13 protein-coding genes are annotated in these 20,109 nt (G+C 46.3%); all 13 read right to left on the bottom strand.

What is annotated here, in order from left to right; all coding sequences use genetic code 11:
• The 13 genes from parE to ACX9NY_RS04995 all read right to left on the bottom strand — a co-directional run bounded on the left by parE (position 1) and on the right by ACX9NY_RS04995 (position 19,796).
• Positions 1 to 1,980, bottom strand: a complete 1,980-nt coding sequence (gene parE, locus ACX9NY_RS05055; RefSeq protein ID WP_253438346.1) for a DNA topoisomerase IV subunit B — start codon at positions 1,978 to 1,980, stop codon at positions 1 to 3.
• Between the two features lie 76 nt (positions 1,981 to 2,056).
• Positions 2,057 to 3,046: an ABC transporter permease gene (locus ACX9NY_RS05050; RefSeq protein ID WP_253438348.1), complete on the bottom strand. Its 990-nt coding sequence runs from the start codon at positions 3,044 to 3,046 to the stop codon at positions 2,057 to 2,059.
• The gene (locus ACX9NY_RS05045; protein ID WP_472477353.1) at positions 3,039 to 4,004 is read right to left on the bottom strand and encodes an ABC transporter ATP-binding protein; all 966 of its coding nucleotides are present in this window, start codon (positions 4,002 to 4,004) and stop codon (positions 3,039 to 3,041) included. Before ACX9NY_RS05045 ends, ACX9NY_RS05050 begins: the two co-directional genes overlap by 8 nt.
• Positions 4,005 to 4,877, bottom strand: a complete 873-nt coding sequence (locus ACX9NY_RS05040) for a GDSL-type esterase/lipase family protein (RefSeq protein WP_472477351.1) — start codon at positions 4,875 to 4,877, stop codon at positions 4,005 to 4,007. It abuts the gene before it with no gap.
• Between the two features lie 290 nt (positions 4,878 to 5,167).
• Entirely contained in the window at positions 5,168 to 5,953 is a 786-nt protein-coding gene (locus ACX9NY_RS05035; protein WP_472477349.1) for a CAP domain-containing protein, read from the bottom strand.
• A gap of 257 nt (positions 5,954 to 6,210) precedes the next feature.
• Positions 6,211 to 6,669 (bottom strand): GNAT family N-acetyltransferase, encoded by a 459-nt coding sequence (locus tag ACX9NY_RS05030; RefSeq protein WP_253438357.1) that lies wholly within the window; start codon positions 6,667 to 6,669, stop codon positions 6,211 to 6,213.
• Positions 6,659 to 7,846: a formate-dependent phosphoribosylglycinamide formyltransferase gene (gene purT / locus ACX9NY_RS05025; protein WP_339235059.1), complete on the bottom strand. Its 1,188-nt coding sequence runs from the start codon at positions 7,844 to 7,846 to the stop codon at positions 6,659 to 6,661. Before purT ends, ACX9NY_RS05030 begins: the two co-directional genes overlap by 11 nt.
• A gap of 254 nt (positions 7,847 to 8,100) precedes the next feature.
• A complete protein-coding gene (locus ACX9NY_RS05020) occupies positions 8,101 to 9,123 on the bottom strand; it encodes an NAD(P)/FAD-dependent oxidoreductase (RefSeq protein ID WP_472477346.1) in 1,023 nt (340 codons plus the stop codon).
• Positions 9,124 to 9,185: 62 nt separating this feature from the next.
• Positions 9,186 to 10,175 (bottom strand): ABC transporter substrate-binding protein, encoded by a 990-nt coding sequence (locus ACX9NY_RS05015; RefSeq protein ID WP_472477344.1) that lies wholly within the window; start codon positions 10,173 to 10,175, stop codon positions 9,186 to 9,188.
• Positions 10,176 to 10,294: 119 nt separating this feature from the next.
• A complete protein-coding gene (locus ACX9NY_RS05010; RefSeq protein ID WP_472477342.1) occupies positions 10,295 to 11,941 on the bottom strand; it encodes a helix-turn-helix domain-containing protein in 1,647 nt (548 codons plus the stop codon).
• 224 nt (positions 11,942 to 12,165) lie between these two features.
• Positions 12,166 to 14,016, bottom strand: coding sequence for an ABC transporter ATP-binding protein (locus ACX9NY_RS05005; protein WP_339235068.1), 1,851 nt, complete (start codon positions 14,014 to 14,016; stop codon positions 12,166 to 12,168).
• Complete coding sequence (locus ACX9NY_RS05000; protein WP_339235070.1) at positions 14,013 to 15,785, bottom strand: ABC transporter ATP-binding protein; 1,773 nt, start codon at positions 15,783 to 15,785, stop codon at positions 14,013 to 14,015. Before ACX9NY_RS05000 ends, ACX9NY_RS05005 begins: the two co-directional genes overlap by 4 nt.
• 324 nt (positions 15,786 to 16,109) lie before the next feature.
• Positions 16,110 to 19,796, bottom strand: a complete 3,687-nt coding sequence (locus tag ACX9NY_RS04995; protein ID WP_472477339.1) for a dynamin family protein — start codon at positions 19,794 to 19,796, stop codon at positions 16,110 to 16,112.
• Positions 19,797 to 20,109 lie beyond the last annotated feature (313 nt).

Here is a 20,109-nt window from a genome sequence, read left to right as displayed (position 1 = left end):
CTATTCTTCGTACTCTGTAAAGTCGACGTTCTCTACAATCCAGCGTTTCCGCGGATCAACCTTATCACCCATGAGCGTAGATACACGACGTTCTGCTTTTGCTGCATCAACAATCTGTACCTTCAACATCGCACGAGTTTCCGGATTCATTGTTGTCTCCCACAGTTGATCCGGATTCATCTCACCAAGACCTTTATAACGTTGAAGCTCAACATTATTACCGAATTCCTTCATATAATTCGCCAGTTCTTCATCCGTCCATGCATATCGAACACTCGCGAGCTTACCAGACTTACGAGTAAGTTTGTACAATGGCGGCTGAGCAATATATACTTTGCCTGCATCAATTAAAGGCTTCATATAACGATAAAAGAAGGTCAACAACAGCACCTGAATATGTGCGCCGTCCGTATCCGCATCGGTCATAATGATAATTTTGGAATAATTGCTGTCTTCAACTGCAAATTCGGTTCCTATGCCCGCCCCGATCGCCGCGGTTATGGCGCGGTACTCTTCATTTTTGAGAATGTCCGCCAGCTTCGATTTTTCCGGATTGAGCGGTTTTCCCTTGAGGGGCAGAATCGCCTGAATCTTCGAGTCGCGTCCCTGTTTGGCAGAACCACCCGCGGAATCACCTTCGACAATAAACAACTCATTTCGGGTAAAATCCTTGGATTGCGCCGGCGTTAACTTACCGTTCAGGTTGGAACTTTCACTGCGTTTCTTGCCTGTACGCATATCATCACGTGCTTTGCGAGCTGCTTCTCTGGCTCTGGAGGCTTGCACCGCTTTGCGAATTAACGTTTGCGCTACCTGCGGGTTTTCTTCCAGGAACCGCTGAATATTCTCGGACACGACCGAATCCACAGCACTCCGCGCAGTCGCGCTCCCAAGCTGATCCTTCGTCTGACCTACGAACTCAACCTCTGACATTTTAACACTGATGACGGCCATCATGCCTTCACGCAGATCATTACCTTCGAGGTTTTTATCTTTTTCCTTGATCATGCTGGTACGCCGTGCGTAATCATTCATTACACGGGTATACGCAGCCCTGAATCCGGTCTCATGAGTACCGCCACCCCGAGTAGGGATCGAGTTCACGAACGAAGCCAGTGTCTCTGTATAACCCGCGTTATACTGAATTGCCACTTCGACTTCAATGTCATCCTTCTCCGCATAGAAGTGAATAACATCATGCAACACATCTTTATTTTCGTTAAGAAAAGCAACAAACTGGCTTGCTCCGCCTTCATACATGTATTCATCCTGATTGCCCGAACGTTCGTCCTTGAGCACAATTTTCAAACCTGAATTCAGAAAAGCAATCTCCTGAAGGCGTTCTGCCAATGTATCATAATTAAATTGAATGCCATTCTGGAACACCCGAATATCCGGTTTGAATGTCACTTTCGTACCTGTCCGATTGGTATTGCCCAACACTTCGAGACCGGAGACCGGTTCACCGACATGTTCAATCCCTTTTTTGTCCTTCCAATACTCGAATCGCTGACGATGAATCTTGCCATCACGGAAAATCTCGACTTCAAGCCACTCGGACAATGCGTTAGTAACTGACGCACCTACACCGTGCAAACCGCCTGATTTTTTGTATCCTGATCCACCGAACTTTCCGCCTGCGTGCAAAATCGTAAACACGACCTGGGGAGTAGGAATCCCTGTTTTATGTATACCTGTCGGAATTCCCCTTCCGTTATCCTGAACCGTAATAGAACCGTCCTTATGCAGCGTGATATCGATTTTGGAGCAGAATTTGGCGAGATGTTCGTCGACAGCATTGTCGACAATTTCCCATACCAAATGATGTAAACCCGAAGTGCTGGTGCTGCCGATGTACATCCCCGGCCGTTTCCGTACCGCTACCAGCCCTTCAAGTACTTGAATGTCGTCCGCGTCGTAGCCTGAAGACCCCTGTCCTCCGCCTGTCGAACCTGCCGACATATCGATTTGCTCGACCATTCATGCTCCCCCTTCTTAACTTGCAACTAAAAAAATGCCTAAAATGCAAACAGATGTTTTCTTATCCTTGTCCATTTTAATTCAAGATATCCCGTTTCGTAAAGACAAGGAATGACACAATGAGTGAAGCAACGCCCCAAACACTAAGCACAATAAGAGAAAAACCTAAATTCATACCCTCGATTGGTGGTAATCCACCTGACAAATAATCAGGAAGTTCGAGGTTAACCATGAACAGATATTTCGCTGTCTGCCAGGATGCAGCCATACTGGTCAAGATTGTTCCTGCAATCAGAGCAGCCATCATAATCACGATACTTGCAGCTGTACTCCGTACAAGTACGGATACCATAAATGCAAGCATAGCCACGATTACACTCACAAACCAGATCAGTCCAGCCTGCATAAGCATATACAACCACTGGTCTACAGCATGCACTGCCGACATATCAACATCTGTTCCCACAACTTTGAATCCTGTGAAGATTGGCATGTTGAAGCCTTTGTAGCCAAAGACCGCACCCGATATGACATAACATATAATGTAGGCTGATACCACGATGATCGAAACAAACATAATCAGCGTAATTAATTTGCTCAGAAGCACTTTCCAGCGCCTAACCGGACGCGTTAAAAGCATTTTAATCGTACCTGTGGTACGTTCACCTGAAACAAGATCTGAAGCAATGGCCATGATTAACAGTGGAATAAACAATCCAACTGCATTGTTCATGAACTCCCGTGTAAAGGTAACACCACCCGGTTCTTTGGGATTGATGTCATTTTCAAGATAATACTGCATCTGCTGGATATACACGGTTCTATATTTCTTGTACTCTTCTGGCACGCGATCGCTACCGAGCGAGTTTTGATTGTCTGTAATGGCCTGTTGCAGTTCAAGCCGCCAATCGCCTCCGAATTTGTCACGATTATTCTCCGCAGATTTCATCTGGGCATACGTAAACATCGGTACCAGGATCGCAAGTACAATAAATATAATATAAAGCCGTTTTTTCTTCACCATCTTAATCGTTTCATTCCGGATCAGCGGCATGATATTACTCAATGGATTCACCTTCTGTCATTTTTAAGAATAGTTGTTCAAGCGTAGGCTGAATCCGCTGTACCCCTTCAACCTGTACACCAGATTGAACCATCTGCTGTACCATATCAGGAATTCGATCTTCATGCATCTCGGCAACCACAGCGTTGGGACCAAGGCCCGCAACAATGGTATCATCCATCACATCCGCAGGTCGACTTACCAGAGCAATGCCTGCATCCAATAACATTTTTTTGCCTTGCTCCAGTGGGGATACATGCCATATCGCCAACTTGGAATGATCTTCAATCAGTTCGCTTACGCCTCCAACAGCAAGCACACGACCCGCACTAATAATTGCTACTCTGTCACAGAGCAGTTGGATCTCACTTAACAAGTGACTGCTGACAAATACAGCCATGCCTTCACTCGCAAGTTGTTTAATAAAGACACGAAGTTCCTTAATTCCTTTTGGATCAAGACCATTCGTCGGTTCATCCAGAATGAGCAGACGAGGCCGCCCTAGTAGCGCTTGTGCAATACCGAGCCGCTGACGCATACCCAGGGAGTAGGTTCTGACTTTATCGTGAATACGCTGATCCAATCGTACAATATCCACAACTTCCTGGATACGATCATTGTCCACTCCCGGTTGCATGCGGGCAAAATGTTCCAGGTTCTCCCATCCGGTCAGATAGGTGTATACCTCAGGATTTTCAACAATGGAGCCTACATACTTCAAAGCACGCTCAGGGTCCCGATTCACATCATAACCACAGACTTTAATTTTCCCTTCTGTCGGTTTGATCAGATCCACCAGCATCCGTATCGTTGTTGTTTTTCCCGCACCGTTAGGACCGAGAAATCCAAAGATTTCACCGGGTTTCACGTCAAATGTAACGTCTTTAATGATCCACTTGCGCCCGATCCGCTTCTTCAGATGCTGTACAGACAGGACGGAATCATACTGCTGCTCTGCCATTTATTTTCCGCTCCCTTCTGCCGGTGTATCCGCCTGGAATTCCTGTGCAATCCGAATTGCAATTTGCTCATAACCTTGGCCGTTTGGATGAAAATGATCTGACGAGAGATACTCCCCCAGATGATTTTCAAATAAATCGAATGTAGGGACAAGTGTCATCTTATCCTCATTGTTTAAAATAGCCAGTGCAGCATCGTTCCAAGCGGCAACAACCGCATTCCCTGGCTTCTCCAATTCTTTCACATCACCAAATGGATTGTACAACCCTATGTACGCAATCTGTGCATCGGGATTGATTTCTTTGACTTTCTTCAAAATCTCTTGAAGGCGTTTTGACGTTTCCGGTAAAGCCGCTGCCAGCTGCTCTGCTGTTGGCGGATCTTCCCCCTGTAGAACTTGCCCTCCCTGGAACAGATCATTCGCGCCAATGGATAGCAAAATAAAATTGGACTGCTGTAGGACGTAACGCACGCCTTGCTCATCGAGTTTTTCCAATAAAGCATCCGTTCTCAACCCGTTTACACCCAGATTATTTAGAACCTGAACAACATATCCTTTATCTTTAAGCAAGTTCCCTGCACGTCTCACAAAACCAAGTCCCTCATCATCCCCCGTACCTCTTGCCAAGGAATCACCGATGACGGCCATCCGAATCTTGCCATCTTCCACTACGGCCGGTTCACCTTCCTTATCCCTAGATGGAGCAGTTGCCTCCTGGCCTGTAGTTAACGCTGAATCTCCCTCGGGGAAAATCACGTCTTTTATAGCGTATCCAAATCCAAATAACAACAGCAAGGTTGCCAAGATGGATACTGTACTGACGGTTCTCCAGATCCATGGTGCTGAATCAAGGCTTTTTTTCTTTTTCATCATCACATCTCCGCTCATGTACACCAGTCTGGGTGCTTAATAATTTATAATGACTTTACATCAAGGCGTGTCTGAAAATCCGCTTGCTTCGGAGTTTTCAAGACACGCCTTGATGATGCTATTCCTAAATAACATAAATGTTCTGTCGTTAATTTGCAAATTTTGCCGCTACATTCGCAGAATTCATTTTCTATATGTCATTTAACGGAAAAAAGGTTATGCCATACACAGATTTCAACTGTGCTGGCATAACCTTTTGATATACAAATTTTTATTTACTTCATTATAATTACTTATTTACCGATAAACTCTTGAGCCCAGTATCCGTTGTAGAACCCTACACCGATATGTGTAAAGTTTTTGCTCAGAATATTGGCACGGTGTCCTGCACTATTCATCCAGGCTGTTACAACTTCCTGAGGTGTTTTTTGTCCTTTGGCAATGTTTTCACCTGCATAGCTGTAAGTTACTCCGAATTGTTTCATCATATCAAACGGAGAACCATACGTCGGTGACTGGTGATCAAAATAGTTATTGTTGCTCATATCTTTTACTTTGGCTACAGCTACTTTGTCCAGAAGAGCATCTGAAGTCAGTGCGCTCAGACCTGCTTTGGCACGCTCAGCGTTCACAAGCTTTACAACTTGCGTAGCAAAGTCGGATTGTGTGCTTTCGCTGTCATTATTACTTGTATTGTTACCGGTATTACCTGTGTTTGAAGAATCTTTAGCTGGCGTGGTTGCCGGTTTTTCTTCTTGTGTTGGTTGTGCTGGTTTAGCCGGTTGCTCAGGCTTAGTTGTCGGCTGAGTTGGCTTTGTAGTCGGCTCAGCAGGTTTGGTCGTTTGATCAGGCTGCGTAGCAGGCTTCTCTACAATTTGTCCCTCGGATACAGTGTATCCGTTTTGTTTGAGCCACTGTTCGATATATGCTTTCAGGCTGTCTGTACTTGTAATTTTATACGTTGTGGTAGTCTTATATGTTGAATCTGCAGCAGACGCGGAAGCAGGGAGCATTACCCCTACGGCCAGTACGGCTGTCAGACTACTCGTTACGACAGTTTTCATCCATTTCTTTTTCAAATTCATTCATCTCCTTAAAATTAGTTATTACAACTTTGTAATTAATACTCTAGCAGTATATCAATTCAACAAGAGATTGTGAACCTATAAAATATGGAAAAGTAACTTTTTTGTCATTTTTTAGCCATAAAAAAAAGACATTCAGACTAACAAAGCTAGTCGAATGTCGCTTCACCATTTATTTATCAGTCACTACACCAGAACATGCAGATCAGGATATCATGAGAATTTAATGTTGTAGGAAAGACCTTTTTATACTATAGAAGAACCTTACTGAACCGATAGCCTCTCTTCTGGAAACCAATGTGCTCATAAAAAGAGTACGTTGTTGAAGTCACTTCACGGTTCGCACCTGTGACAAACAGTTGTTTACCACCTTGCTGTCTGCCCCAATCTTCGGCTCGAGCCATCAGACGACGGCCAATACCACCACCACGATGTTCTTGACCTACAATCAGGGAAGTAATTTGTGCGGCAGGTTCTGGATAGGCATGACTTTGCACACATTGCAAGCCAATCACACCAATAATTTGTTCATCCACTTCGGCAACAAGCATGCATGCGTTTGGATTGGTTTCCAAACATTCAATGCGTTCTTTCATGACATTAGCTGTTGTCGGATAGCTGACCTCTCGCATCAATCCTGTTACCGCTTCAGCATCTCGCAGTTCACACTCTCGGATCATCAGTACAGGGGCCTCAACATTATTGGACATGATTTACCTCCACTTTCAGCATATTAGCGGCTTGCACCGCTGTTTTACGAGCTTCTTCCACATCTTGGCCAGCACTTAGCGCTACAGCCATTCGGCGTCCTACCTTCGTCTCAGGTTTGCCAAATACACGAATCTGAGTACGAGGAAGAGCCAGTGCTTCTTCAATCCCGCCTACAGTAAAGTCAGATGTTTCATCATTAGCTTTCAGCGTTGCTGAAGCTCCCGGTGTCAACAGATGTACACCTGTGACCGGAAAACCAAGAATTGCACGTACATGCAGCGCAAACTCGGAACTGTCTTGCGTCACCATTGTAACCATACCTGTGTCGTGCGGACGAGGAGATACCTCGCTGAACACAACACCATCCGATGTTAGGAACAATTCCACTCCAAACAGTCCATAGCCGCCAAGTTCATCCGTAACGGATTTGGCAATATGACAAGCCTGTTTCCATTGCTCAGGCGTCATTGCATGAGGCTGCCACGATTCGACATAATCCCCATCCTTTTGAATATGGCCAATCGGAGGACAAAATACGGTGCCTGATACAGACCTGACGGTAAGTAATGTAATCTCACTATCAAATTGCACAAAGCTCTCCACGATGACACGAACGGATTTGCCACGAGCTCCCGAAAGAGCAATGTTCCAGCAATCCTCCACATCCCCCGGTGTACGGCATACACTCTGCCCTTTGCCGGAAGAACTCATCAATGGTTTAATGACACAAGGTGTGCCAAGCTCACGTACGGCTTCCTGAAGTTGTTCCAGGTTGTCCGCAAAAAGGTAATCAGCTGTCGGAAGTTTCAATTGTTCGGCTGCAAGACGACGGATGCCTTCGCGATCCATCGTTAGACGTGCAGCACGGGCAGTAGGTACTACACAAAATCCCTCTTCCTCAAGCTCCAGTAAAGCTTCTGTTGCAATAGCTTCAATCTCAGGTACGATGTAATGAGGTTTTTCTTTACGGATCAATTGTTTCAAAGCTTCGGCATCCAGCATGTCGATGCAATAAGACCGGTGCGCGACCTGCATTGCAGGTGCGTTCTCATAACGATCAACTGCGATCGTCTCTACTCCCAGTCGTTGGGCCTCAATAACGACCTCTTTTCCCAATTCTCCACTGCCTAATAGCAGCATTTTTTTGGCTTGAGCCGTAAAAGGAGCACCCCACATGTTCTTTCCAATCCTCCCAAAGAGAAATCTTCTATATATCTGTCTCTCTATTTTCGGGGTTTTGGTTAAAGATTGCAAGAGTGCTCCCTATTTTTCTTGTGAATTTTACAAGATTTTTTGTGTTTTTTCGATCAAATTTTACAATTACCGCTCACAGATTCAATACTCTTTCCATTCCTCCCAGAATTAAGGAAAAGTTAAAAGGGAAGATTTTAATATTTCAGAGAATCGGGGTGCACAAAAAAATCCCAAATTTAAAATCTTGGGATTTGTCGATTTTTTTCTCTGAAAATTTCATTATGTGAGGAAACGTAAGCCATCTTGGGTGCGTCTGGAGTCATGTATTGCTTCGCACTATTGACTGCAACAATCGCATCATTAAAGGCTCCGGCAATGAGTCTGACTTTGCTCTCGTGGGTCGAACAGTCCCCTGCTGCAAAAACACCTGGAAGACTCGTCTGTGCATCGTGGCTCATTCGAACCATTCCATCGTCCATCTTCAGCCCACAACTGGCCAGATCACTTAGATTGCTTTTATATCCGTGACTAACAACGACTTCATCCACTTCCAACACGACATTGGCCTGACTTTCCATCTGCGTAATCACAACCTGCTGGATTCGCTTACCATTATTATGAAGCTGCGTGATGCTGTATGGTGTTCTCACATCCGTTATATTGTTCATCTTACTGACATTTCGTTCCATTGCACGGAACTCATTATTCCGGTGAATTACAACTACACTGCGAGCAAGTTGAGCAAGTTCAATTGCCCAGTCTACTGCACTGTTGCCTCCACCCGAAATGAGTACACGCTTCCCGGAAAAATGTTCTGGATTTTGCACGGTGTAATGAAGATTCTCTTGCTCATATTCAATCGGCTCCTGAAGCTCCAGCTTCTGAATCTCTGCGATACCACGGCCTACTGCAACAATGATCGTACGAGTATAATGTATCTCTCCTCCAGTGGTATACATCCTCCATATTCCGTTATCCATTCGAGTGAACCTTTCCACTTTACAATTCAATACTACCGTCGGGTTAAACGTATTGGCCTGCTGAACAAGCCACTCGATCAACTTCGAACATTTCATAGGCGGCAGACCGCCTACATCCCAAATTGTTTTTTCCGAATAGGTGTGCAGAAAACCACCAAGCTGGTCTTTACCTTCAATGATCTTTACTTTCATATCACGCATCCCTGCATAAAAAGCCGCATACATGCCGGCAGGTCCGCCTCCAATGATGGTTACATCGTAAATATCTTCTTCATTCATCTTGAACACACCCTGTTAATTTAATTATGAATTAGAGAGATTCTGGTAACGTACGGTTTGCCTTATTTATTTTTTTCTTCAAAAGCAGTTACAATATCATCAATGACATATTCGTCGGCAAGCGGGGACATTCCCAGGTTGAACCATTCCTTGCCACCCACCATGTAAACATGGTTCTGCTTGACTGCTTTCAGATTTTTCCATAACGATGACGATAACATATCTTCAAATTTCTTTTTAATTTCCGGATTAGTATCATCATCCAGCTGAACGATCAGATGATCTGCGTCGTATTCAGGCAGTACTTCCAAGGATACGGACATGGCCGTTTGATCTTTCGGGAAATTAGGAAGTGGTTTCATTCCCAATCGTTTGTGGACAAAGTTTCCTCGGTCAAGATTCTCTCCATGCAGTACAATTTCTTTTTCCATCACTCTAATGTAGAGAACAGTCTCTTCACCGATCAGCTTATGCAATTTGTCAGCAGCTACCTTCTCCTTAGCGACCAAATCCTGAATAACCTTTTCTGCCTGCTCTTCTTTATCCAGAATTTTGGCCATATCCCGCAGTTCATCACGCCAATCATCACGCTGTGGTAAAAGTACGGTAGGTGCAATCAGCGTAAGCTGATCATAGTCCTTTTTGGACCACCAGTCAGGAGCGATAATTAAATCCGGAGCTGCCTCCATGAGGGCTTCAAAATTAGGTGTTCTTCCGATTCCCATTTTCATCGTGTTTGTGAACGGTTCCTGTAAGTAAGAAGGAAACTCCTCATGATAGTTCTGAACAGCAATGGGTACAATCCCAAGTGAATATAAAAATTCTGGATATACCACAGACAGACCCACTATTTTTTGTGGGTTTATCGGGATTTCAATCTCTCCCATTTCCGTGTCCACTTTCTTCACCTGACTTGCTTCTGTCGCTGAAGAATTGGTGGTACCCGCTTCTTGTCCTTCACTCGTGGACGCTTCTTTACCTGCTGCCCCGCAAGCCGAAATAACGAGCATCAACATCATTGCACATATGACGGTTAACCATCTGAATCTCATTCTGTATGTACCCCCTATAGGTCATTAATATATGACAATGTCTAATCAATAATAATTATCATTATCACTACGATATAGGAGTAGTATAATCAAATATGTTCAGGCATGATATTGACTATTCAGACTTTTTGCCATGGACGATCTTGCCATAACTTTAATATTTCATCCAACATAAGCTCATGGGTAAACGCCGTGTAGTCCAGCAGGACGCTCGACAAAAGGACATCTATTACGCCATTCTGTATCGCTAACAGCTCAAGCCACTCTTCAGACTTACGCACAACAGACCATGTCAGCCTGGATGTCTCATCATCACCCACAATCAGTAATATTCTTTCAATGTTAAGAACAGACAACTCCTTAATGCTCACTGTTCCCCGTTCCCAATAAGTTTCAATTCCTTCGGGACCATCCATTTGCATATCAATGTAAAAAACGGAAGCAATGCTCCTTGGGCCTAACACTCGCAACTCTTCGCCATAAAATTTGAGTACAACTAGCTTGTCTTTTCGTATGGAATCCGCAAGCTGATTCTTTATGACCGTTACTTTCTCTTCATATCTTTGAAGCCATACCTCTGCAATATCAGACCTGTCCAAAAAACTTGCAACAACTCTCAAATGCTCTCTCCAATCCCCTTTTTCCCACGGGAGGTCACACACAGGAGCAATGGATTGAAGCTGACTTTGCAAAACCTCAGACTCCGTCCCAATCGTAATAATATAGTCAGGCTTAACTAATCGAAGCTGTTCTAGCCAGGTGGTCTCACTCTCAGCAAGTGGCATAACTTTGTCCGTTTCATATTTACGTCTATAATAATATGTCCATGGATGACTTGCCGGCGCGGCACATGGAATGATCTGCAATGCAAGCAGTATACCAATGCTCAGGGAATGAACCGCTGCAATTTTTTGTTTGCTATTACGTATAAACGCTGCCGGTGGAACCCCGGAGATTTGCTTGAATTTACGCCGGAAATACGTCTCATCCTGGTACCCCATGTACGATGCCACATCCTTGAGTCGATAACTGTGATCATTTCTCATTAAGATCTGGGCTTGTTTCATTCGATATAGCGTTAAATAGTCGACTGGACTGTAGCCATACCTTTTCTTGAATAAACGCATGAAGTGTCGAGGGCTCATTCGTGCCACATTTGCTAATTCCTCAATAGTTAATCTCTTGGAATAATTCTGCTCCATGTAGGCTTTAACATGTTCGATCGGTGAAGCCATATCCGTCTTTTCTGCACAGGCCACGTCGTAAAACAGGGTATACAACAGTTCCTGAAAACGAATCTGACCATAGTACCTTTGCAAGCCATCCTTCTTCATTGTGTGGTGGTAAATCATCTGACAGATCACACCAACGGCAATGGGAGAAGATGAGCTGACCTCGCCATTCACTTCATTACGTAAAAGTTGCTTCATCATATCAAGGGCTGTTCCACCCTCCTGCTCCAGTGCGTACATGACATCAAAACTCATGTGATATACGCCTCGTTCATCCAACGAATGCACATTTGCCTCAATCAACTGCCCTGGAAAACCTATGTACAGTCCGCCTGCTTTCAATTCGATGAAAGTCCCATCTATCTTTAACCAACCTTGGCCACTCGCTACAAATAATAACATGTAAGTTTCAATAAAGTGTTTCCTCAGAAGCCACTCCTTCGCAGGACCAGTCGTATAATTCACGTGAATGAGCCTAAAATTCATATGATCCAGGTGATCAAAATGTTTTGAATCTATTTCGTTGTTGTCCATCTGCATTGATCTCCCTCCAGACTTAAACGATTATGCTGATTTCATTCTTTAAAACATAACATACCACACGAACTAAAGATAAAAAAAACACTCCGGCTATCCTCTAACCTGTCTTCAATAAATAAAATGCACTTATTATTGAGGATCAGGCTAAAGAACGCCAGAGTATTATACGTTCATATGCGCTCAGACACTTTAACTTTAAAAGCCGTCCGAAGGTCTTATTACAAAAATCTGTATTGAGCTTCTATTAATCCATTATATACGCCTTGTTTTTGGATAAGCTGCTCATGGTTGCCCTCTTCTTTAATTTCACCATGATCCAGGACAATAATGTTATCTGCATTCCGGATGGTGGAGAGACGGTGAGCGACCATAAAGGACGTTCTTCCCTGCAACAATACCTTCAGTGCTTCCTGGATTTTAAGCTCTGTCTCGGTATCAATGCTGGCAGTAGCTTCATCCAGAATCAATATGCGAGGATCGGCAAGCAGCGCACGGGCAAAGGATAACAATTGCCGTTGTCCCATGGATAATACGTTTCCTCGTTCTTCCACTTCGGTATCATATCCGCCAGGCAGCTTCATAATGAACTCATGCGCATTGACTGCTTTGGCGGCCTCTTCCACTTCTTCATTCGTTGCATCCAATCGTCCAAATCGAATATTGTCACGAATCGTACCCGAGAAGATGAAGGTATCCTGCAAGACAATACTGATCTGGCTGCGTAAACTCTCTACCGTTACATCCCGCACATCCTGTCCGTCAATGGTGAGACGTCCACCGGATATATCATAGAAACGACTGATCAGGTTGATGATCGTACTTTTACCTGAACCGGTATGACCAACGAGTGCAATTGATTGTCCCGCAGCCGCCGAGAAGCTGATTCCTTTCAGCGCCTGTCTGCCCTTCTCGTATTCGAACACCACGTTTTCGAATGCGATATCTCCTTTAATAGAAGGAAGTGGCTTGGCACCTGGTTTATCCGCAATACTTGGTTTTTCATCCATGAATTCGAAGATACGCTCCGATGATGCCATCGCAACCAATAGCTGATTGTACATCTGTCCCAGACGGTTGATTGGGTCCCAGAAGTTGCCGACATAGTTGGCAAAAGCGACAAGTAACCCTACGGTTAACTGACCATCCTGAATCAGATAGGCACCAAACCAGAAAAGGATTAATGTCCCGAATCCGCCGGTAATCTCGATCAGTGGTCCGAAGCCCTGGTTCATCGCTGATGCTTTATCCCATGACTTTTTGCTGGACAGATTCATGTTGTCAAAATACTTCATGTTCTCTTTTTCCTGTGTATACGCCTGAGTCACTCGAATCCCTTGAATGGATTCATTCAAGTGAGAGTTAATCCGGGAATTCTTCATGCGAACATCCTGCCAGGCACGACGGATCAGCACCCGCAGTTTGGTCGAGATGATAAACATGATCGGCACCGTAATGATTACGGCAAGACCCAGTTTCCAGTTAATCAACAGCAAGATCACAATGATGCCGAGCAGCTGCACGCAGTCGATCATGACGTTAACTGCACCGTTCGTGAACAGATCCTGCAGGGAGTTAATATCATTCGTCACACGCACCAGTACGGAACCTGCCGGTCTTTTGTCAAAAAAGTTAAAGGACAGCTTCTGGATATGCTTGAACAGATCCGAGCGAAGATCGTAGATAACGCGCTGTCCAATAATGTTCGTCAATTTGATCCGGTACGTATTGGCAGCCCACTGAATGAGATACAACACGAATATGGAGCCTGCGATCAGATAAAGCATCGTCATACTTGGCAGCCCTGTGGCCGGTGCGATGGCCCGGTCAATCGCCAGACTGATCAGAAAAGGTACGGATAATTTCGTAATGGTACCCAGAATCATCATTAGAATAACGAGTGGCAACAGTTGTTTCGCATAAGGTTTCATGTATGCAAATAAACGTCCAAATTCTTTCCAGTTAAACGGTTTTTCAATAATTTCATCATCCTGATACACAAATCGTTCATTCAGTTTCTTCTCGGAGGCCCCTTTGGCCTCGCGCCTGTCTGCTATCGTCTCGGCACTCATGAATTCACCTGCTCCCCAGCCTCCCGCTTACCGCGGGCAATATAATCTGCGTATTGAATTTTATAAACATCCTGGTATGGTCCAGGTACTTCAATAAGTTCGGTATGTTTGCCACGTTGTACCACGCGACCTTCATCCAGCACCAGAATCTCATCTGCATGTCTTAGTGAAGATATCCGGTGTGCAATAATAAATGTAGTTCTACCGCGCATAACTTCCTGGAAACCAGATTGAATCTCATGTTCCGTCTCCATGTCCACGGCGCTTGTTGCGTCATCAAGTACCAGAATTTTCGGATTTTTCAGCAAAGCCCTTGCGATCGCAATCCGCTGTTTCTGTCCACCCGATAATCCCATGCCGCGTTCACCAACCACCGTGTCATATCCGTCCGGGAACTCCATAATGAAGTCATGAGCCTTGGCCAGCTTGGCTGCACGGATAATCTCATCCATGGTGACATTCTTGAGTCCGTAGGAAATATTATTGCGAATGCTGGATGAGAACAGGAATGTCTCCTGGAAAACAGAAGCGATCTGACTCCGCAAACTGCGAATGCCTATATCTTTGATGTTTTTGCCATCCAGCTTAATCGTACCCGAGTTGACGTTATATGCACGCATCAGAAGCTGAATGATCGTCGATTTACCTGACCCTGTGCCCCCGAGGAAACCGATTACAGAACCGGGTGCAGCATCAAAATTAATATCGGTTACCGCTGGCATTTTGTTGCCGTAGGCAAAGGTAACGGAATCAAATGTCACATGACCATTCACTTGGTCTGCTTCCACAATGACCGGATCTTGCGTTTCTTCCACATCCACTGGCGTATTAAGCAGTTCGAGCACCCGTTCACCTGAAGCTTTCGATTGCGTATAGTTGTTGATATGGAACCCCAGATTCCACATTGGACCGATTATGTACCAGATCAAACTGAAAAAGGCAACGAGTTCACCAAGTGTCAGCGTATTCTGTATAACCATTCTTCCACCGATTACCAGCAACAGCACGATGCTCACCGAAGCAAGAATCTCCATGATCGGAAAATAGTGACTCCACAATGTTGCGGCATGAATCTGATTCGTCTTGTAACGCTCATTGCGTGTGGAGAACTTCTCCACTTCATAAGGCTCACGTGCAAAGGATTTTACCGTACGCACGCCAGTAATATTCTCCTGTACCGCTGTCGTCAGTGAACTGAGCGCCAGCCGCATCTCCTGAAACGCAGGGTGAATTTTGGATTCGAATCTCAGCGCAACGAAGGCAAGTAATGGGATGCATATGAGCGTGAACAGTGTAAGCTGCCAACTCATGGTCATCATCATGATTGCGCCGAATACGACCATCAATACCATGTTGAGAATCTGGGCGAAACCAAATCCGATAAAGTTACGGATGGCTTCCAAATCTCCCGTGAGGCGGGACATCAGATCACCTGTCTTGGCCGTATCATAATAACGGAAGGATAAAAATTGAAGCTTTTCATAACATGCGTTACGAAGTCTGTACGCCAGGAAGTTACCCAAGCGTCCTCCAAAAAAGCCATGTAAAAACTGCATTCCTGCTTTTAAAATCACTACACCTAACACAGTTAAGGCAATTATGGGAACGTCTTCAAAAGTGCGCGGAACAATAACATCATCAATCAGTATCCTCAGCATGTACGGATACACCAACCCAAGTGCGGTCGCTAAGGCGAGGAACAAGATTGATACAAATAAATACGTTCGCTTTTCCCAAAAAAAGATTTGCAGTTGCCTAAGAACATCCATGTTTCTCCTCCTCTTATGTCGTTCAAAAATACTATGAACATTTATGAAGTTTATCACCGTACCCCATTCGCGGCAAAGCGAATAACAGACCATATTCTGCCTGCTTTCAGCTTATTGACGCATTAATGAAGGTAAATACCCACCTTTCAATCAAATGTTTGAATATTCTCTTTATTTCAGGTTGTTCGTACCAAAAAAAGGCTCCCTATATGCCTTTTCGGCAGGGGCCTTTTTAGGTTGATTTTCGCAACATTTTCAATGTGTTGCTGTATCATTCATTTTGTTTTACAAAGACTTCCAGAGAATACGCGTTATGCCGCGATTCTAACGGTGTTCAATCTGTTCCAGTTGGTTGGACAAGCTGGTCCATTGCTCCGCCGGAATTCCGCTCTCCAGTGTATCTTGAATTCCGCTCACTGCCTCGTCCAGACGTTCTTCCAACTGACGGGATTGGTGTTGCAATGACTGACTGAGCTGGTTGTCATAAAACTGAATCAGTTTGTCTTGCGCAGCAGGAAGAACTTCAATGATCATCTGTTTGAGGACCGGATCAAGCGCCTCTTGTAACCGCTGACGCCCATCCCCTTCGAAGAACTGTTTCGGATTGCGGAAATAATTCAAATAGCTTTTCCATCCAGACGGTTCTTCCAGACGGACTTCTTCAAGCACAGGTGTACTCCAGCGTTCGGTCAGTGGCAGTGACACATCCACCCCACCTGATAACTGTCTGACGTCATCTATACAATCTGTAACTTGTTTTGTCAGCCAAGTCTGACCTGTCTGTTCAAGTCTGAGGGTGGTCGCAAGCAGTTCCTGCTCAAGTTCTATCGCAATCATGCGCAACAGTTCACGTCCACAGGCCGCAAAAGCCGTCTTCAGATTGCCCCGATCCTCCCGAAGTACGGATGGATGGAATGCTTCTGCCATGAATAGGCCAAGGCGATAGGCAAGTCGCTGCCTCACATGGAAGAGCAGTTCTGCTGTTTCCTGTGACAGTTCTTCCTTCATGGATCGTGCTGCAAGTTGCTGGATGCGCTGGCGTGATTGTCCCTGGATCGTCTCCAGTTCATTCCGCCGCTGCTGCAAAGCTTCCTCTCCCTGAGCCGCATCCTCCGCGCGTTTCTTCAGCCGCTGAATGACACGTGCCATCTCTTCGGAAGCTCCGCCTACGGCAAGATCGGCTAATTCTCTGCCTGCAAACTGGTTGAACTCTTCCTCAAAACGAATAAATCCGGATTGCTCAAGCAGCTTTGAATCACCTGCCATCTTGCCTTCCATCGCCAATATACTGGATACGGGGAAGAGTCGTGGTGCCCGAATTCCATTACTGCGCAATTGGGTGCTCACATGATCGAGAACCTGCTCCAGTTCTTCCTCGGAGGAAGACAAGTCACTAGCATTCACAACAAAGAACATCTGATCCATGGCAGAACTATCCTTAACACGTCCCAACTGATTCAGGAACTGCCGATCGCCTTGTGAGAAAGCATGGTTGTAATACGTCACAAAAATGAGTGCATCCGCATTCTTCATATAATTGAAGGTTACACCCGTATGACGAGCATTCACGGAGTCCGCTCCTGGTGTGTCTACCAATACAATGCCTTGTTCAGTCACATCGCAACTGTAGTACAGATCAATACTGTCTACAAAACAGGACTTCTTCTCGTTTGCGACAAAATTACGGTAACCCTCCAGATCCACCAGTACATCCTGGCCCAACTGGTCCGCTGTTTCTTCCCAGCCGGCTGCTGCCGCCTGCAAAAAGCTGTAATGCGGGCGCCCCGCCGGATGCACATCCTGTGGCGAGAGGGAACGTACTCGCTTCTGCCACTCGGTTCCAGGCTCACCCAGTCCAAGCAAACGGAAGGAATAGGCGAGGTCTTCCTGGAAGGCGTCCCGGGTCTTCATGCGGACCCGGGCTGTTCCATGCTCCGCGCCCCCGGCAGGAGCCATGATCCGGTTAATCGCCGCTGTTGTTGGATGCGGCGAGACGGGTAGTACAGCTTCGCCCAGCAACGCGTTGGCGAAGGAGGATTTGCCGGCGCTGAACGCTCCGAACAGCGCGAGTGTGAACGTGCCGCCCGCAAGCGAAGCCGCGCGTGCACGCAGATCCCGTACCGCCGACCCCATGGCGGGGTACGGCTCTACCAGCGCAGCAGCGGCTTCAAGCCGTGCAGCTGCTGCGTCCAGGCGTCGGCGGCGTTCAGCGCCAGCCGCTGCCGTTGGCCCTGGCACCGCCGCCGCGACTGCGCGCTGCGCTGGCGGTGCCTCTGGCGTCTGTGGCTGCGTAGCCACAGACGCTGACGTGCCCGCATGCGGACCGGGAGCTTCGCCCGGTCCAGGCACCGCGGGCACGTGCGGGCCCTTCACCTCCGGCAATAGCCCGGAGGGGAGGGGGCCCGCATCAGGCAGCAGGCTGCGCAGCCCTGCTGCCTCTGCGGCGGCGCTGCGCTGGAGCGCCGTGTAGCGCGCCGCCGCCGCGGATTGCGCCAGCAGCGCTGCGCGGCTGGCGTCCAGCGCCTGGAGCGCGGCTTCGCCTCGCGCACCCAGCGCTTCAAGCATGCGGTCGGCCAGCATCATGGCCGACCTGCGATAGCGGGCCTCAATCTCGCCCCGCACATCTTTACTGAACTGAATCACATACTCGGGAGATACCTCTGCACTGGCACTGCGTTTCATCTCCAATAGTGCTTCATCCACAGCAGGAAGCTCCGTATTGAGCGCCTGCTCCCACTCCGCTCCCCATATCTGATGGGATTCACCCAGCTGCCTAAGCATCGTACGAATATGTACTTCCACTTGTCCGGAAGCCTGATCCTGTAATAAACGCACCAGTTCAGAAGCACGGCGTTGTTTCTCCTGCTCGGTTTTGCCGCCTGAGAACAATAAGCCTACCCTGAAACCCGGTTTGCGGCTCTCCAAATAGGCAGCAGCCGACGCGCGAATATCCGCAGGAGTAAGATTTGCATTCGCCAGAAGAGGCTCAAGCTCTGCCCGGAATTTCTCACGCACTCGCGAAGGCCCGGTACGAATGTCTTCTGCTTGTTGATCGAGAAGCTCCAGCTCCCGTTCCAAGCGTTCAATTCCTTCCTTACCACCGATCTCATCCAGCAGAGATTGTTCTTCATCCTCACGTTTCTCCGCTTCTCTCGTCAGGTGCTGCTCCGTTACATGACTGGCCGAACTTGCCAAACTGTGCGTAATTAACGCTTCCTTTTCTTGCATCATGTGTCCAATGAGTTCCGGCAGCATATCCCACTGGTTATAGCGATGCTCCTTGTCGCGGAGGGAAGTAAACAACAGTCCGTCATATCTAACTTCCCAGGCTGCAAATATAGCTTCGACCCCTTCGGTATATTGTTCAAAAGAAAGCTCACGTTCCCGATGCTTGTCGATCTGGTTCACGATCAAAAACAAGGGTTTGCCCCAATCCGACAAACTTTTGGCAAATGAAAGGTTCGTCTCGGACTGGACATGATTATAGTCCATGACATAGAAGACCACATCCGCCAGATGGAGCGCGGAATGGGTCGCAAGACTGTGCCCACGATCTGTAGAGTCCACACCGGGTGTATCCAGCAGAACAGCATCATCTTTCAGCAAGGGAATATCATCCCATACCTCAATGGAGCTGTACGCTCCCCCATTTTTGCAATACGCCTCCAGTTCCTCTGGAGAAACTTCAAGTGTTCCTGCTCCATTGTCAGCGCTTACGTTTGGCGTAGTATAAATCAGCGCTCTCGGCTTACCATTACGTATGGATACCACATTCGCACTTGTTGGCACGGGACTTGAAGGCAGCACCCGCTTACCGCACAAACTGTTGATGAGACTCGATTTGCCTGCAGAGAAATGACCACAGAACGCAATCGTCAGATGTTTCGTTTCCGCCTTGCTGATTAAATCCGTTAAAGCCTGTACAGCCGTATGGTCCCCTGTCTGCTCCATCGCTTCACGCAGCGGAAGCAGAGGTTTGGCCATTTCTTTTGGGTAATCTGTTCTGGACATGACTGGCCTTCCCCCTGGCTCCTCTAATTTGACATCCGTTTCGATGTCTATCTCTTTTACAACATTTATTTTAACATTATCAAGTTTGAATTTGAACGATTGAATGGAATATACCTGAACTATCCTATATATACAAATGCAAATATAAGAAAAACGTTGATCAACGTATTTTCACAGAAGACAGAACGTGTTTAGTGATTGCTATTCTTGCAATTACCGAATTGTTCAGGTGCGCTGTGAACATATAAATCTATAAAAAAATAAAACCGAACAAGTCGGTTTTATCTGTCAGACGTTCTATACTCAGTATTTA

It is taken from the genome of Paenibacillus sp. CB74, assembly GCF_055687625.1.
This window is presented reverse-complemented; position numbering and strand designations above follow the sequence as displayed.

Bases quoted from the DNA above. Each gene is read 5' to 3' on its own strand.
- ACX9NY_RS05015 (WP_472477344.1), bottom strand. From the start codon at position 10,175: ATGAGATTCAGATGGTTAACCGTCATATGTGCAATGATGTTGATGCTC.
- ACX9NY_RS05040 (WP_472477351.1), bottom strand. From the start codon at position 4,877: ATGATGAAAAAGAAAAAAAGCCTTGATTCAGCACCATGGATCTGGAGA.
- ACX9NY_RS05010 (WP_472477342.1), bottom strand. From the start codon at position 11,941: ATGGACAACAACGAAATAGATTCAAAACATTTTGATCACCTGGATCAT.
- purT (WP_339235059.1), bottom strand. From the start codon at position 7,846: ATGTGGGGTGCTCCTTTTACGGCTCAAGCCAAAAAAATGCTGCTATTA.
- ACX9NY_RS05030 (WP_253438357.1), bottom strand. From the start codon at position 6,669: ATGTCCAATAATGTTGAGGCCCCTGTACTGATGATCCGAGAGTGTGAA.
- ACX9NY_RS05020 (WP_472477346.1), bottom strand. From the start codon at position 9,123: ATGAATGAAGAAGATATTTACGATGTAACCATCATTGGAGGCGGACCT.
- ACX9NY_RS04995 (WP_472477339.1), bottom strand. From the start codon at position 19,796: ATGTCCAGAACAGATTACCCAAAAGAAATGGCCAAACCTCTGCTTCCG.
- ACX9NY_RS05005 (WP_339235068.1), bottom strand. From the start codon at position 14,016: ATGAGTGCCGAGACGATAGCAGACAGGCGCGAGGCCAAAGGGGCCTCC.
- ACX9NY_RS05045 (WP_472477353.1), bottom strand. From the start codon at position 4,004: ATGGCAGAGCAGCAGTATGATTCCGTCCTGTCTGTACAGCATCTGAAG.
- parE (WP_253438346.1), bottom strand. From the start codon at position 1,980: ATGGTCGAGCAAATCGATATGTCGGCAGGTTCGACAGGCGGAGGACAG.
- ACX9NY_RS05000 (WP_339235070.1), bottom strand. From the start codon at position 15,785: ATGGATGTTCTTAGGCAACTGCAAATCTTTTTTTGGGAAAAGCGAACG.